This window comes from Paenibacillus sp. Aloe-11 (assembly GCF_000245715.1).
Taxonomy (GTDB): domain Bacteria; phylum Bacillota; class Bacilli; order Paenibacillales; family Paenibacillaceae; genus Paenibacillus; species Paenibacillus kribbensis.
Map to the genome: position 1 here is coordinate 1 of NZ_JH601036.1, position 13,253 is coordinate 13,253.

At 46.0% G+C, this 13,253-nt stretch carries 15 protein-coding genes and 1 riboswitch; of the genes, 13 read left to right on the forward strand and 2 right to left on the reverse strand.

The genetic code is table 11. From position 1 onward, the window contains the following. Positions 1-265: 265 nt before the first annotated feature. Positions 266-685, forward strand: a complete 420-nt coding sequence (locus WG8_RS00010; protein ID WP_007427993.1) for a hypothetical protein — start codon at positions 266-268, stop codon at positions 683-685. 294 nt (positions 686-979) lie between these two features. On the opposite strand, the gene WG8_RS27550 is transcribed toward WG8_RS00010, so the two are convergent. After that, the gene (locus tag WG8_RS27550) at positions 980-1,507 is read right to left on the reverse strand and encodes a hypothetical protein (RefSeq protein ID WP_007427994.1); all 528 of its coding nucleotides are present in this window, start codon (positions 1,505-1,507) and stop codon (positions 980-982) included. Positions 1,508-1,907: 400 nt separating this feature from the next. Here WG8_RS27550 and WG8_RS00020 point away from each other — a divergent pair, with 400 nt between their 5' ends. From WG8_RS00020 to rsmI, 10 genes are all read left to right on the forward strand, one after another. Next, on the forward strand, positions 1,908-2,093 hold the full coding sequence (locus WG8_RS00020; RefSeq protein ID WP_007427995.1) for a sigma factor G inhibitor Gin: 186 nt from the start codon (positions 1,908-1,910) through the stop codon (positions 2,091-2,093). A gap of 147 nt (positions 2,094-2,240) precedes the next feature. Continuing rightward, positions 2,241-3,815 carry an aminotransferase class I/II-fold pyridoxal phosphate-dependent enzyme gene (locus WG8_RS00025; RefSeq protein ID WP_007427996.1) on the forward strand — a complete coding sequence of 525 codons (1,575 nt, stop codon included), beginning with the start codon at positions 2,241-2,243 and terminating at the stop codon, positions 3,813-3,815. Between the two features lie 102 nt (positions 3,816-3,917). Continuing rightward, positions 3,918-4,565 carry a dTMP kinase gene (gene tmk, locus WG8_RS00030; RefSeq protein WP_043890648.1) on the forward strand — a complete coding sequence of 216 codons (648 nt, stop codon included), beginning with the start codon at positions 3,918-3,920 and terminating at the stop codon, positions 4,563-4,565. Positions 4,566-4,639: 74 nt separating this feature from the next. Further along, positions 4,640-4,969: a cyclic-di-AMP receptor gene (locus WG8_RS00035; RefSeq protein ID WP_007427998.1), complete on the forward strand. Its 330-nt coding sequence runs from the start codon at positions 4,640-4,642 to the stop codon at positions 4,967-4,969. A gap of 197 nt (positions 4,970-5,166) precedes the next feature. Beyond that, entirely contained in the window at positions 5,167-5,610 is a 444-nt protein-coding gene (locus WG8_RS00040; protein ID WP_007427999.1) for a YaaR family protein, read from the forward strand. 126 nt (positions 5,611-5,736) lie between these two features. Then, positions 5,737-6,732: a DNA polymerase III subunit delta' gene (gene holB, locus WG8_RS00045; protein WP_043890644.1), complete on the forward strand. Its 996-nt coding sequence runs from the start codon at positions 5,737-5,739 to the stop codon at positions 6,730-6,732. A gap of 138 nt (positions 6,733-6,870) precedes the next feature. Beyond that, entirely contained in the window at positions 6,871-7,671 is an 801-nt protein-coding gene (locus WG8_RS00050) for a PSP1 domain-containing protein (RefSeq protein ID WP_007428001.1), read from the forward strand. Between the two features lie 27 nt (positions 7,672-7,698). Further along, positions 7,699-8,073, forward strand: a complete 375-nt coding sequence (gene yabA, locus WG8_RS00055; RefSeq protein ID WP_007428002.1) for a DNA replication initiation control protein YabA — start codon at positions 7,699-7,701, stop codon at positions 8,071-8,073. A gap of 84 nt (positions 8,074-8,157) precedes the next feature. Then, positions 8,158-8,913: a tRNA1(Val) (adenine(37)-N6)-methyltransferase gene (locus WG8_RS00060; protein WP_007428003.1), complete on the forward strand. Its 756-nt coding sequence runs from the start codon at positions 8,158-8,160 to the stop codon at positions 8,911-8,913. Continuing rightward, positions 8,910-9,791 carry a 16S rRNA (cytidine(1402)-2'-O)-methyltransferase gene (gene rsmI / locus WG8_RS00065; protein ID WP_007428004.1) on the forward strand — a complete coding sequence of 294 codons (882 nt, stop codon included), beginning with the start codon at positions 8,910-8,912 and terminating at the stop codon, positions 9,789-9,791. The genes WG8_RS00060 and rsmI overlap by 4 nt, the downstream gene beginning before the upstream one ends. A gap of 124 nt (positions 9,792-9,915) precedes the next feature. Here the strand turns inward: rsmI and WG8_RS00070 are convergent, their stop codons facing one another. Beyond that, entirely contained in the window at positions 9,916-10,170 is a 255-nt protein-coding gene (locus WG8_RS00070) for an AbrB/MazE/SpoVT family DNA-binding domain-containing protein (RefSeq protein WP_007428005.1), read from the reverse strand. Between the two features lie 331 nt (positions 10,171-10,501). Here WG8_RS00070 and WG8_RS00075 point away from each other — a divergent pair, with 331 nt between their 5' ends. Further along, positions 10,502-11,785, forward strand: coding sequence for an HD domain-containing protein (locus tag WG8_RS00075; protein WP_007428006.1), 1,284 nt, complete (start codon positions 10,502-10,504; stop codon positions 11,783-11,785). 42 nt (positions 11,786-11,827) lie between these two features. After that, positions 11,828-12,598 (forward strand): TatD family hydrolase, encoded by a 771-nt coding sequence (locus WG8_RS00080; protein ID WP_007428007.1) that lies wholly within the window; start codon positions 11,828-11,830, stop codon positions 12,596-12,598. Positions 12,599-12,799: 201 nt separating this feature from the next. Further along, positions 12,800-13,001, forward strand: a riboswitch (cyclic di-AMP (ydaO/yuaA leader). The last annotated feature ends 252 nt before the right edge of the window (positions 13,002-13,253 follow it).

The following is a 13,253-nucleotide window of genomic DNA, read 5'->3' on the forward strand; positions in this document are numbered from 1 at the left end:
CAGGGTCCTGGGAGAGTAGGACGTTGCCAAGCAACAAACGAAGAGAATCATGATCTCAATGAGATTATGGTTCTCTTTTTGCATATAACATATACTTTAAAAATGTCCTTACAAAAGGAAGGTAACATTTTTGTTACGGAATGTAAGAGTAAACCCTGTATAATAGGTATTGAATCCCATATACACACGCTGCATTATTGCAGAATTATGCAACTTCCTATGGTGGAATTTGTATAATCAATCATGCTGGTAAGGAGGGAAGATCATGCGGCGAAATAAATGGCTTGCTCTATTGGTGCTATTCAGTGTCGCTGTCGCGATTCTTACCGGGTGCGTGGAAGAGGAGCCTTCTTGGACATCGTTTGAGGGAGCAGCCAACGAGAAGACGTTTCCGGTTCCCAAAGAAGCCAGCAAAACGGATCGGGCCAGCAGCAACTCGGATATGGACTATGTCCGCTATGCACTGCCAGCGTTGAAGGAAAGCGATAGCTTGCCTGCTCCTTATTTGGAGGAGATTGCGGCTTGGGGCTGGACGGAGGAACCGAATTTATCCACTTCTAATCAGAAAGTGTTTCAGAAAAATAAGCACATGGTGCATTTGTCTGTACATGATGGCTCTTTTACTGTATTGGTTCCGAAGGATGGAAAGACTGCTGTAAAGAGCAAAAGTGTAGACCTTAATTAGTGAGGCCGCGATATCAACAAGGGTGCAAGGGCATGCAGCACAAAATATGTTGTATGTCATTGTTAACTCCAAATCATGCGGGTAGAATGCTGTGTATAATACTGAATGAAGAGATCAGATAAGGGAGCACTCAAAACTGCTGTTGAAGCAGCAGAGTGGCTTCCTTTCATATATTTATGTATAGGTAAAAAGGAGCAACCTCGACAGGATTGCTCCTTTTTTTGGTACAGATGATTAAAGATAGTCAGACCGGATCTGAGCTTTCTATCTGTGTGGATAGATGCATGGCAAGACTTACTGTTGATAATAGGAGGCATCTTCATCAGTAAACTTCAACATGCCGTCCTTTCTCTCGCCTGTAAGCCGGCTTAGAATGTATAGACGCGGTGCAATAAGCCAGAGATGCCAGAAGAGTAAGGATACAGTAAAGGCTGGTGGAGACCAGAGTATAAATACAGCTGACAAGCAAATTCCGATCCAGAGTGTATGTATGTGCACACGACGAAAGATACTGTAGCCTATGTATTGGTCTGTCATATATCCCAGCCAAGGTAGTTTGCGGTGGAATGTCCAGCGTTTGCGGAAAGCTGTTCCGCGGCCTATGAATAGTACAGATCGCGAAATGACGAAGTGTACCCATAAGGTCAAGAAAAAGGCGAGGGCAAACAAGAAAATGCTGGTCCAGGAAAAGGCAACAAGCAAAAAAAGAAGCATAATGACAGGCAATGAGATGTGGCTCCATATCAGCTGACGCGGTATACTGATTTTTTTAATGAGCTTATAGTGATAGTAGGTAGCTTTGGTTCCGGTTTCCTCTGTCATGCAAACAGTCCTTTCATTAATCTACTGCATCACAAGTGGCTTCCCGCCCACAGCCGGATAGAGGGACGGTACTTCGCTCATGCCGCTTTAAACAAGCATCAAATCGTTTTTGCAAAAGTACAGAATGATTGGCATCTAGCGTTAGCTAACCTATTCTATAATTTGAGGGAAGGCTATCGCTAATGAAGTGTACAAGGCTCCCATGAAAGGGTATCCATACTTAGGAGCTTTTCTTATTATATCGGCATAGGCGGCAGTTTTTTTAAACATACGGCGTACAAACACCATAAGGGCCCAGAGGGAATATATATAGAGTATATCGTCGAGCTGGGCTATGAAAAGGTTTAAAATAGTAGAAAGTGCCCCATACTAATAGTAAAAGAAACAAGGTGGGATGGATATGCATGATCAAAACGGCCACCGCTGCATTATATGCGGCCAACACAAGCATGAAGGCATTTTTATCGTTTCCGAGTTTATCTGCGATGCGTGTGAAGTAGAAATGGTGCATACGGATGCAACAGACGCCAAATATCATTTTTTTATTGATCAACTTAAGCAAATCTGGGTTCAGAAAAATGCATAATATCCTTTGTCAGCTAGTCTTTAGAGGATTGGCATTCCAAGGCCTGTCGATACGGGCCTTTTTTCTGTGAGTAAAAGTAGGATTCTGCTTGATTTTACGATAAAATAGGGTTGATATAAAGCTTTGTTTCGGAAGGATTGCAGAAGGATGGGAAAAAAGGCGGGACATGCACCACTAATGGAAGCCCTCATACGCTATCGCGATAAGGAAAATGCTTCTTTTCATGTACCGGGTCACAAAAATGGGCAAGTATATGAGCATGAAGATATCGCGTCTCTGCTACAAGAGGTGATGTCGATTGATGCGACGGAAATTACGGGACTGGATGATTTGCACCACCCAGAAGACGTAATTCGTGAAGGGCAAGAGCTGGCTGCGAAGTGTTTTGGTGCAGAGGAGAGCTTTTGGCTGGTTGGGGGGAGTACAGTCGGTAATTTGGCTATGATTCTGACTGTATGTACAAGGCCGGGAGATATACTGCTGGTACAGCGAAATGTACACAAGTCTGTCCTGAATGGTCTTATGCTGTCAGGGGCTACTGCGGTGTTCCTGGAGCCTGAAATAGATACGCTCAGCGGGCTGGCGGTTGCTCCGTCGACGGATACGGTAAAGGCCGCGCTGAAGGCCTATCCCTCGGCTAAAGGGGTACTGCTTACGCTACCTAATTACTACGGGATGGGGTATGATCTGAAGACAACGGCTAAAGTCTGCCATGCAGCCCATGTGCCGCTATTGGTAGATGAGGCACACGGTGCTCATTATGGATTGCATTCTCGTTTGCCAGCCTCTGCTCTCTCCTGTGGGGCTGATGTAGTTGTTCAGTCGACACATAAAATGCTCCCAGCTATGACCATGGGGGCCATGCTGCATGTGCAGGGAGAGCGAGTCCAGCGAGAGTTGCTCCGTCAGCGGCTGGCTATGGTGCAGAGCTCCAGCCCCTCGTATCCGTTAATGGCCTCGCTGGATTTGGCAAGATGGCATATTGATGTTCATGGCGAGGAAGCCTTTACGAAGGGCTTGGCAGCGGTGGATGCTTTTAGAAAGGGTCTGGAGCAGCTTCCACGCTTTCGCTTGGTAGAGCCTACACGGCAAGCAAAACGTGGGGAAGAAGCTCATAAGGACAGCTCTGAGGGCTTAGAAGGGGAGAGGACTAGCGAGTATTCAACCCAGGACCCATTTAAAATAGTATTGTACGATACGCTGGGTGTATTGGATGGCTTTGGACTAAAGCATGAGCTGGAGACTTACGGGTGTATTCCGGAGATGAGTGACGAGAAGCATGTTGTTTTACTGTTTACGTTAGGCTCTACGGCCAGAGATGCGAGTCACCTGTTGCAGGCGCTTGTGCATATAAATAATGATATAAGGTTTAAGAAGGCGGTTGGTGAGCGGGGTTCCATGGAGCTGGAGCAGCATGGGCTAGATTATGATTTTTCCACGTGGAACAATGATCGTATGACAGCTTACTCTAATCCGGTGGAGTTCGGACTTCAACCGATTAGCCCGGAACAGATAGAGGTCGTGCCTGTAGAGGACTCGGCTGGCAGGATAGCTGCGGAAATGATTATCCCGTATCCTCCAGGTATTCCGCTGCTATATGCAGGAGAGAAGATCACGGAGGCGAATGCTCTGCGGATGAGGCGTTTACGTGAGCTGGGAGCCAAGTGGCAGGGAGTAGCAGATGAAAGCATGCTTACGATTCGGGTATTCCGTTTAGAATAAAGAATAGGTACGAGAGACTCAACAAATACAGAAGGCTGAATAAAAGAAGCATACGAGCCTGTGGGTGACTTTTATTTTTCAGGCTGGAAAGCAGGGAATGACATGAATCGCAAAGGCATTTTTATTACGCTGGAGGGGGGAGACGGCTCCGGTAAAACAACCATGATCCAACGACTGGCGAAGTTTATGAAGGAGGAAGGCCATCCTGTCATCACGACGAGGGAGCCGGGTGGCATCGAAATTTCTGAGAAGATTCGCTCTATCATTTTGGACCCGGCCCATACCAGTATGGATGCCCGGACAGAAGCGCTTTTATATGCGGCAGCTCGGCGCCAGCATTTGGTGGAGAAGGTAAAGCCGGCTATTGAACAGGGAGCTATCGTATTGTGCGATCGTTTTGTGGATAGCAGCTTGGTCTATCAAGGATTTGCGAGAGGAATCGGGATAGATGAGGTTGCTTCGATTAACCGTTTTGCGGTCGACGATTGGGAGCCGGATGCCACTTTTTATCTGGATATCGAACCCGAGTTGGGATTAGCGAGAATTAATGCGTCACGGGGAAAGGGAATGGATCGCCTCGATATGGAGAGCATATCGTTTCACCATAAGGTGAGAGAGGCCTATCTGGAACTTGCTCGTAAATTTCCGGAGCGAATTACGATTGTCGATGCATCTCCTGCACCGGAGCAGGTAGAGCAAGTATTAAAGGATTTGCTGAAAAAGCGATTTATTCAGAATTTTAACGTGTAATTGTCGAAGGATATACGGTAAAATTGAGCTAGGGACAAGGTTGTCCCAAATATGGCTTGAAGGAGGAGTACAGGATGAAGCTGATTATTGCGATTGTACAGGATAAGGATAGTAACAGATTATCCAGCGGACTGGTGAAAGCTAATTTCCGTGCTACGAAATTGGCGAGCACAGGGGGATTTCTGCGTGCAGGTAATACGACGTTTATGATCGGTGTCGATGACAATCAGGTGGACTCGTTGATGAATGTCATTCGCAGCAGTTGCAAGGTTCGTGAACAGCTGGTCACACCCGTTACTCCTATGAGCGGGACGACGGACTCCTATCTGCCGTTGCCTGTTGAAGTACAGGTGGGTGGAGCTACGGTGTTCGTGATGCCTGTAGACCGTTTCGAGCATTTCTGAATCTACACAATAGAACCTATTCTGCCGATATGATAGGGAAAATGCATGTTTCTTGCTCACATGATGGGAGTGAGAGCAGATCCACTAAACGGCAGCGCCAAAGCGCAGTCCCCGGAAAGCCGATGGGACCCCTAAGTTCTGGATTGAACTGTTGAAGAGGGGGAAAGTGGAAGCATCCGGGGAGAAAGCAGGTTTATATGAAAATAAATCCGGGCTATCGCCCTTTACAAAGTACGTTGTCTACAAATGAAATGAGCACGAAGCCGATCCAGCCCAAGAGTTTTTCCGATGTTTTGCAGCAAAATGGGGAGCAGGCTTCGCAGCAGGAATTGAATCGGCGCTTCAAGGAAATTCAAATGCAGGGAGATCGTCTTGCACGCTCAATGACGATTCGTGAGCTGAAGGCTTATAAGATGCTGGTTAAACGGTTTTTGGAGGATACAGTTCGGCGAGGCGTATCCATGAAGGATACGAAGGGCTGGGATCGGCGCGGGCGCAGCAAGCGTTACAAGCTGATCGATGAAGTGGATGAGATATTGCTCAAGATGGCGGATGAGCTGCTCGAAACCGAACAGGGCAAGATTGAGCTTTTGCAAGGAGTCGGTGAAATAAGAGGGCTGCTGATTAATCTCTCTTTTTAATGCAGGGTTATGATATAAATGAATACAACGGGCTGTCGCCACGAAGGAATAATCTGCTTGCTGATCATGCTGGCAGATTATTTTTGACTATGTGGTGCATGTGGGCAGACGTGAAAGTGAGGAATTATGTCTTTCCAACATATAATGGGACAGGATATAGCTAAAAAAATGCTGCAAAGCGCGCTACGGAATCACACGGTCAACCATGCCTATGTTTTTAGCGGCCCGCCGGGAAGCGGGCAGATGAAAATGGCGCAGACCTTTGCCAAGGCTTTATTTTGTGAACAACGGACGGATGATGCATGTGGAGAGTGTTTGTCATGTCGTAAGGTAGAACACGGGAATCACCCGGATTTGCATATTGTAGAGCCAGATGGAGCTACGATTAAAATTGACCAGATTCGTGGGCTTCAGCGTATATTTTCTTACAGATCAGAAAGCTCCAATCCGAAGGTATATATCATCCAGCGGGCGGACACCATGACAGTGCAGGCTGCAAACAGCCTACTTAAATTTCTGGAGGAGCCCCAGTTACCCGTGGTTGGCATACTCATTTCTGAAAATGGACAAGCTTTATTGCCTACGATCCAATCACGGACGCAGATAGTTCCTTTTCATGCTTTGCATCCGGAAGTGATGATGCAGGAGTTGATTGGGGAAGGCTATACGGTAGGGCTTGTTCGGTCGGTGGTTTATATTGCTTCGGGACTGGAATCATGTAGAGAAATTCTCCAGCAGAATTGGTTTGCAGAAATTAGAAACGTAGTGTTACAATTAGTGAAGGAGTCCATGAGCCGGGGGAACTCGTCCATTATTCTGGCTCAACAGAAGATTTTTAAAACTGGACTTTCTGAACACCTGGATATTCTGTTTCATCTGTTTCATTTGTGGTTTAAAGATATGCTTCATTTCCGTTACGGAAGGCACGAAAGCATTGTTTTCATAGATCATTTGGAGTCTGTCTCCAAATTGGCAATCACCCGCAGCACGGAACAATGGGTCTCTTATATGGATTTGGCCGCGACTTGCAGGAAAAAGCTCCGTTTTAACGTCAATGGGCAATTATGCGTGGAGCAGCTTCTGATTGGGTTGTCCGATACAAGCGGTTCTATCACCGGCTAACAGGAAGGCGCGCTTGTTCCACTCTGCACAATCCGCGACGCCAGGTTCCCGGTTTGTGCGACAGTGAGACTTCAATTGCGGCCATTCGTACAATGTCGGCTTCAAATGAGGTTTAGTGGCATACAAGGGGGTTAATTTTTGTATAGTGTAGTGGGTGTCCGTTTCAAAAAGGCGGGCAAGACTTATTATTTTGATCCGCTGGATCTTCCGGTGGAGAAAGAAAACTGCGTCATTGTAGAAACCGCACGCGGTATTGAATATGGCAAGGTTGTGGTGGGCAAAAAAGAGGTAAATGACTCGGATGTTGTCCTGCCTTTAAAAAAAGTCATTCGTATTGCCGGAGATGATGACGCTCTTGTTGTAGAAGAGAATAAATTGGCGGCCAAGGATGCCTTCGGTACGTGTTTAAATAAAATTAAAGACCATGGCCTTAAAATGAAGCTGGTGGATGTGGAATTTACATTTGACCGCAATAAGATCATTTTTTATTTTACGGCAGAGGGTCGGGTGGATTTTCGAGAACTTGTAAAGGATTTGGCCAGTATCTTTCGTACACGGATTGAACTGCGGCAGATCGGGGTACGGGATGAGGCTAAAATGCTCGGCGGGATCGGACCATGTGGACGTATTCTGTGCTGTTCCTCATGGCTGGGAGATTTTGACCCGGTATCTATCAAGATGGCGAAGGATCAGAGCTTGTCGCTGAATCCGACGAAGATTTCCGGGTTGTGCGGAAGATTGATGTGCTGTCTCAAGTTCGAACATGATAACTACGAGAGCATGAAGGAAGAGCTACCTCAGGTGGGTAAGATGGTGATCACCTCTTTGGGGGAAGGTAAGGTTGTAGGCGTAAATGCAGGTCATCGTACGGTGCATGTTCAATTGTTTGAGATCAGCAAGGTCAAGGAACTTCCAATGGACGATGTAGTCGTCAAGTAAACCATTAGGTTGCTTCGGGGTGGAAACTTGGATAAATTAAATGTTTTTGCGCGTATTCACGAAATGGAAACCCAAATGGGACAGTTGTATAGCGATCTGGGTGAATTGAAACTGGCAGTAAAAGAGCTGCTGGAGGAAAATCAACGACTAACGATTGAAAACGAACAGGTGCGCAAGATGCTCAAGCGTGAAACCTCTGGAGAAGAAAAGCCGGCAAGCAAACCGAAGCTTTCTCCTCCAATCGTCATTAAAGATGAAGAGGGAACGGGCGAGGTCGTGGGCGAAGGCTACGACAATCTGGCACGGCTGTATCATGAAGGATTTCATATATGCAACGTGTATTACGGACATTTGCGAACAGAAGGCGATTGCCTCTTCTGTCTGTCATTTTTGAATAAATAAAAACAAGCCGTAGGAGTAAGATGCCTACGGCTTTTTTGTAAGGATGTAAGAGTGATTCTGGTTATAAAAGATGGGAGATCACATATGTACGAAAATGAAAAGAAGTCCGAACGGATTGACGATCTGCTTTCACATCATCTGCGTATTATTCAAAGTGATGAGGTATTCAGCTTCTCAATGGATGCAGTTCTGCTGGCACGGTTTGCCGGTATCCCGCAGCGTGGGAAGATTTTGGATCTGTGTACAGGCAATGGGGTTGTTCCTTTGCTGCTTACGACACGGACCAAAGCGGCTATTGAGGGAATTGAGATTCAGCCACGTCTCGCGGATATGGCTAGACGCAGTGTCAGCCTGAATGGATTGGAGGAAACGATTCAGATTCGGGAAGGGGATCTGCGCGAGCTGGTCCAAATTACGGGACACGGTGCTTATGATGCGATTACCGTGAATCCCCCCTATATGCCGTTAAACGGCAGCGATTTGAAGGTGAACCCTCATCAGGCCATTGCGCGTCATGAAGTTAGCTGTACATTGGAAGAAGTTATTCAAGCGTGTACCCGACTCGTCCGCAACGGGGGAAAAGTGTCCATGGTTCATCGCCCGCAGCGGTTGGGTGAAATTATATCTCTGATGCGTGCCCACAGTCTGGAACCGAAGCGGATTCGTTTTGTTCACCCACGGGCTCATATGGAGGCCAATATGGTACTGATCGAAGCGCTGCGTGACGGTAAGCCGGAGGTTCGCCTATTGCCCCCGCTCATTGTTTATCAGGAGAATGGGGATTATACTCAGGAAATAAGGGATATCTATGGGGAAGTAAGCAAGGAGGATTCAGTGTGAAAGCAGCTGTACAAAAAAGCTTTAGTACCAGCGAGGAAGAACGGGGCAAGCTGTACCTCGTTGCAACACCGATTGGGAATTTGGACGATATGACCTTTAGGGCGATTAACACCTTAAAATCGTGCAGTATTATAGCTGCAGAGGACACCCGGCAGACACGCAAATTACTGACACATTTTGATATCACGCCGGAAATGCTCTTCAGTTATCATGAGCATAATAAGGTTGCCAGTGGGCCTGAGTTAATACGGTATATAATAGAAGGAAAAAATTTGGCACTGGTCAGCGATGCCGGTTTACCAGCCATTTCAGACCCCGGTGCAGATTTGGTCAAGCTGGCCCTGGAAGCAGAAATTAGCGTCATTCCTATTCCAGGGGCGAATGCGGCATTATCGGCTTTAATTGCCTCTGGGCTGGATACAGAAAGGTTCACCTTCGCTGGATTTCCACCACGGGAGAAAAAGGATCTGGAGAGGCTGCTGCAATCGTTTCAGGTATCTCACGGCACGATTCTTTTTTATGAATCTCCACATCGTATTGTGAAGACACTGACGGTATTAAAGGAAACATTGGGATCACGTAAAGTGGTGCTTGCGCGTGAGCTGACCAAGCTACATGAGGAATGGGTGCGGGGAACAGTTGAGCAATGCCTTGCTAAACTGGAGGAGTATCCGCCGATTGGTGAATATTGTCTGGTAGTTGAGGGAAAAAACGAAGCGGAAGAGGAGCAGGAGCGTCAAGCATGGTGGCAAACCTTATCCTTAGAGGCTCACGTTGCTCATTACGAGGCAGAGGGTCTTACACGCAAGGATGCGATGAAGCGTACAGCCGCGGATCGCTCCATTTCCAAGAGAGATGTTTACAACGCACTGCTGTGAATACTTGTCCGGACAAAAAAGGGCCTTCCAACGGTTGGGTTCAAACCGTGGAAGGCAACAAGGAGTATATATGAAAAAGGTTAGAATTAACAATCTTTGATAAGTCTATTATATACTAAAATTCTCAGTTTGTCACAGGTGTTGGGATTTCGGAAATGCAATCTTGGCAAACAATTTTTCCTTTGAAGTAAATTACGTTCTCAGCATTGCCGCAGAAGATACAAGCAGGCTCGTATTTTTTAAGCATGATGCGCTCGCCATCAACATAAATTTCCAAGGCGTCTTTCTCTCCGATTCCCAGAGTACGGCGCAATTCGATTGGAATAACAACACGTCCGAGCTCATCAACTTTTCTTACAATACCAGTGGATTTCATCATAATAAATCAGGCTCCTCTCGCCAATTAAAATAATATAAGTGTCATGATTCGACAAAATTTTCTCTTTTCTGATAATTACTATACCAACGATTCCCAAAACAGTCAACCTAAAAAAAGTAGTAACAGGCTGATTATGCAAAAATATTTTGATTAAAGAGCTTGATACGTGTCTATTACCTTATTTTTCAGATGATTTATCACTTTTGTCGATTTGGAAATGCATAAAAACTATAATTCGACATATTACGACAAATGATGTCGAATGAGGGAAACGATTTAGGATTTTAATGTATTTTAATCCATTATTCCGAAAATTAAAGGAGTTGATATCTTGCACCAGCCACTTAGTGAAGAAAAAGTTTTTAAAGACCCGGTACATAACTATATCCATGTTCAGGATACAGCGATATGGCGGTTGATTAACACGCCGGAGTTCCAACGGTTACGCCGTATCCGGCAGCTGGGCACATCTTATCTTACGTTTCATGGAGCGGAGCATAGTCGTTTTTCACATTCATTAGGCGTATATGAAATTACGAGACGTATTATTTCCCAATTTGAACGCGGGGATTTTCCCGATTGGCCAAAGGAGGAAAGGCTGGTTGCTTTGTGCGCCGCTCTGCTGCATGATGTGGGACACGGTCCATTTTCCCATTCCATAGAAGAAGCCTTTCATATGAACCATGAGGATTGGACGTGTCGCATTGTACTGGGGGATACGAAGATCAACGCCGTGCTGCGGCAGGTCGATGAGGAGCTTCCACAAAAGGTGGCTGCGGTCATTGCTAAAACGTATGACAAGCCAATCGTTGTCAATTTGGTAACCAGTCCGCTGGATGCCGATCGTATGGATTATCTGCTGCGGGATGCTCATTCGACAGGTGTCAACTACGGCACCATTGACTTGGATCGTATTTTGCGGCTGCTGCGCCCACATAATGGGAGAATCGTCGTAAAGGAGTCTGGCATGCATGCGGTAGAGGATTATTTGATGTCACGCTATCAGATGTATTGGCAAATTTATTTTCATCCTGTAACACGCAGCTCGGAAATCCTTTTGCGTAAAATTTTCAAGCGGGCGAAGGAATTGTTTAAAAACGGATATGAGTTTGGTTTTCTGTTGGACCCGCTTCCGGACCTTCTGAAGGGAGACCTTACAGTAGAACAATATCTGATGCTCGATGAGTCTCTGATTCAGACGGTATTTGGCCAGTGGAAACGAGAAAAGGACGACATTTTAAGCGATCTGAGCACTCGTTTTATGGATCGTAAATTGTATAAATATGTAGAGATTGATAATATGGATACAGATACCATTGACAGTATTCGAGGAGCTTTGGCTGAAGCTGGTCTGCACCCGGAATATGATCTTGAAATTGATTTTCCAACCGATCTTCCTTATGATGTGTTTCGGAAGGGTGGCTCGACGGACAATCAGATTCTACTGCTTGGACGTCAGGGTGAGGTGAGAGAGATTTCCGAAGTTTCAGAAATTGTGCGCTCAATTAGTGGCATTCACCGAGGGAAATATCATATGTATTATCCCCAAAATAAATTGAATGGGGTAAAAGACAGGCTTCCTGCCGAAATAAGGAATTATTTTGTCAAACAATAGACAACTGTATAACAATGAAAGTAAAAAAAGGAGATCAGTAACTTGGAATTATTCGACACTCATACTCACTTGGATGCGCCGCAATTTGACGAAGACCGTGAAGAAGTTATAGCGCGTGCTGTCGAATCGGGAGTAACCCGGATGATTAATATCGGATTTAATCGTGAGACGATTCCATCCACGATGAAATTGGTCGAGACGTATGATTTTATGTATGCGGCAGTCGGATGGCATCCTGTGGATGCCATTACAATGCAGGAGGGCGACCTGGAGTGGATTGCATCGTTATGCAGTCACAAAAAAGTTGTAGCCATCGGGGAGATTGGTCTGGATTATTATTGGGATACATCACCGAAGGATGTACAGCACCGGGTGCTTCGGAATCAAATTGGTCTGGCTCGGGAGCTGAATATGCCCATTGTTGTCCATAACCGGGATGCGCATGAAGATATTATTAAGATTTTACGCGAGGAAAAAGCGAGCGAGGTTGGCGGAGTCATGCACTCCTTCTCCGGAAGCTGGGAGACAGCTAAAATGGTGCTGGATATGGGCTTTCACCTTTCCTTCGGTGGGCCAATTACGTTCAAAAATGCAAAGCAGCCCAAAGAGGTGCTTGCACAGGTTCCGCTGGATCGTCTACTCATTGAAACGGACGCACCTTATCTGACACCTCATCCATTTCGTGGAAAACGAAATGAGGCTGCACATGTGAGACTGGTGGCAGAGGCTGCCGCCCAAATCAAGGGGATCACAGTAGAGGAATTGGTGTCCATAACGACCCAAAATGCCTTGGAACGATTTGACATCAGATGAGAAAGAGAAGAAACCAACCAAAATAATGAGATAGACGGAGCTAATCATGAATTTGTTGCAGGAAACTCGAGAATATTACAATATTTTAACCGAATATTTTGGAAAATGTACTTGAAACCCGCTTTACAACATGCATAGAAACAGGATATCATCTTTTCAGTGAATTGTTGATTGAATGTAAACTCCAACAAGTCATTTCATGAACCAGTCTCGCTGAGTCCCTTTTACAGGGAACGGGGGAACCGGTATGGCTTACTGCAAGTCCGTCAAGCCATATTTCGATTTCTTTCTGGGTCTTTGGGGTGAATGTGAAGGCGACCGCCATGAGCGGTTGACCCAAGCTAGGGCGACTCTCTACGTCCGAACCCGACAGCTAACCCCGTAAGCGTAAACAAGAGAGAAGCCATCTCGTGCATGATTTTTCCGCATATTCACTACATGCTGGAAGCCACGAAAGAGCTCTCTAGTCTCTTTCTCTGGCTTTTTTTGTTTGTGAATAAAAGAAAATCTGTCATCATACTGTGGTTAAACAGGGGAGGACAGCATGCCGCGAAGACGGGTACATGGTGCAGGACAGTCGCATTACGGGCTTGTCTTGTAGAAAATCTGTTATAGTCACGTCAAATCTCAACTATGTCTTACTCTAGACGGCGGG

What these genes read in the sequence shown, in the direction of transcription:
- WG8_RS00010 (WP_007427993.1), top strand. Translation starts at nt 266, where the DNA reads ATGCGGCGAAATAAATGGCTTGCTCTATTGGTGCTATTCAGTGTCGCT.
- WG8_RS27550 (WP_007427994.1), bottom strand. Translation starts at nt 1,507, where the DNA reads ATGACAGAGGAAACCGGAACCAAAGCTACCTACTATCACTATAAGCTC.
- WG8_RS00020 (WP_007427995.1), top strand. Translation starts at nt 1,908, where the DNA reads ATGCATGATCAAAACGGCCACCGCTGCATTATATGCGGCCAACACAAG.
- WG8_RS00025 (WP_007427996.1), top strand. Translation starts at nt 2,241, where the DNA reads ATGGGAAAAAAGGCGGGACATGCACCACTAATGGAAGCCCTCATACGC.
- tmk (WP_043890648.1), top strand. Translation starts at nt 3,918, where the DNA reads ATGAATCGCAAAGGCATTTTTATTACGCTGGAGGGGGGAGACGGCTCC.
- WG8_RS00035 (WP_007427998.1), top strand. Translation starts at nt 4,640, where the DNA reads ATGAAGCTGATTATTGCGATTGTACAGGATAAGGATAGTAACAGATTA.
- WG8_RS00040 (WP_007427999.1), top strand. Translation starts at nt 5,167, where the DNA reads ATGAAAATAAATCCGGGCTATCGCCCTTTACAAAGTACGTTGTCTACA.
- holB (WP_043890644.1), top strand. Translation starts at nt 5,737, where the DNA reads ATGTCTTTCCAACATATAATGGGACAGGATATAGCTAAAAAAATGCTG.
- WG8_RS00060 (WP_007428003.1), top strand. Translation starts at nt 8,158, where the DNA reads ATGTACGAAAATGAAAAGAAGTCCGAACGGATTGACGATCTGCTTTCA.
- WG8_RS00070 (WP_007428005.1), bottom strand. Translation starts at nt 10,170, where the DNA reads ATGATGAAATCCACTGGTATTGTAAGAAAAGTTGATGAGCTCGGACGT.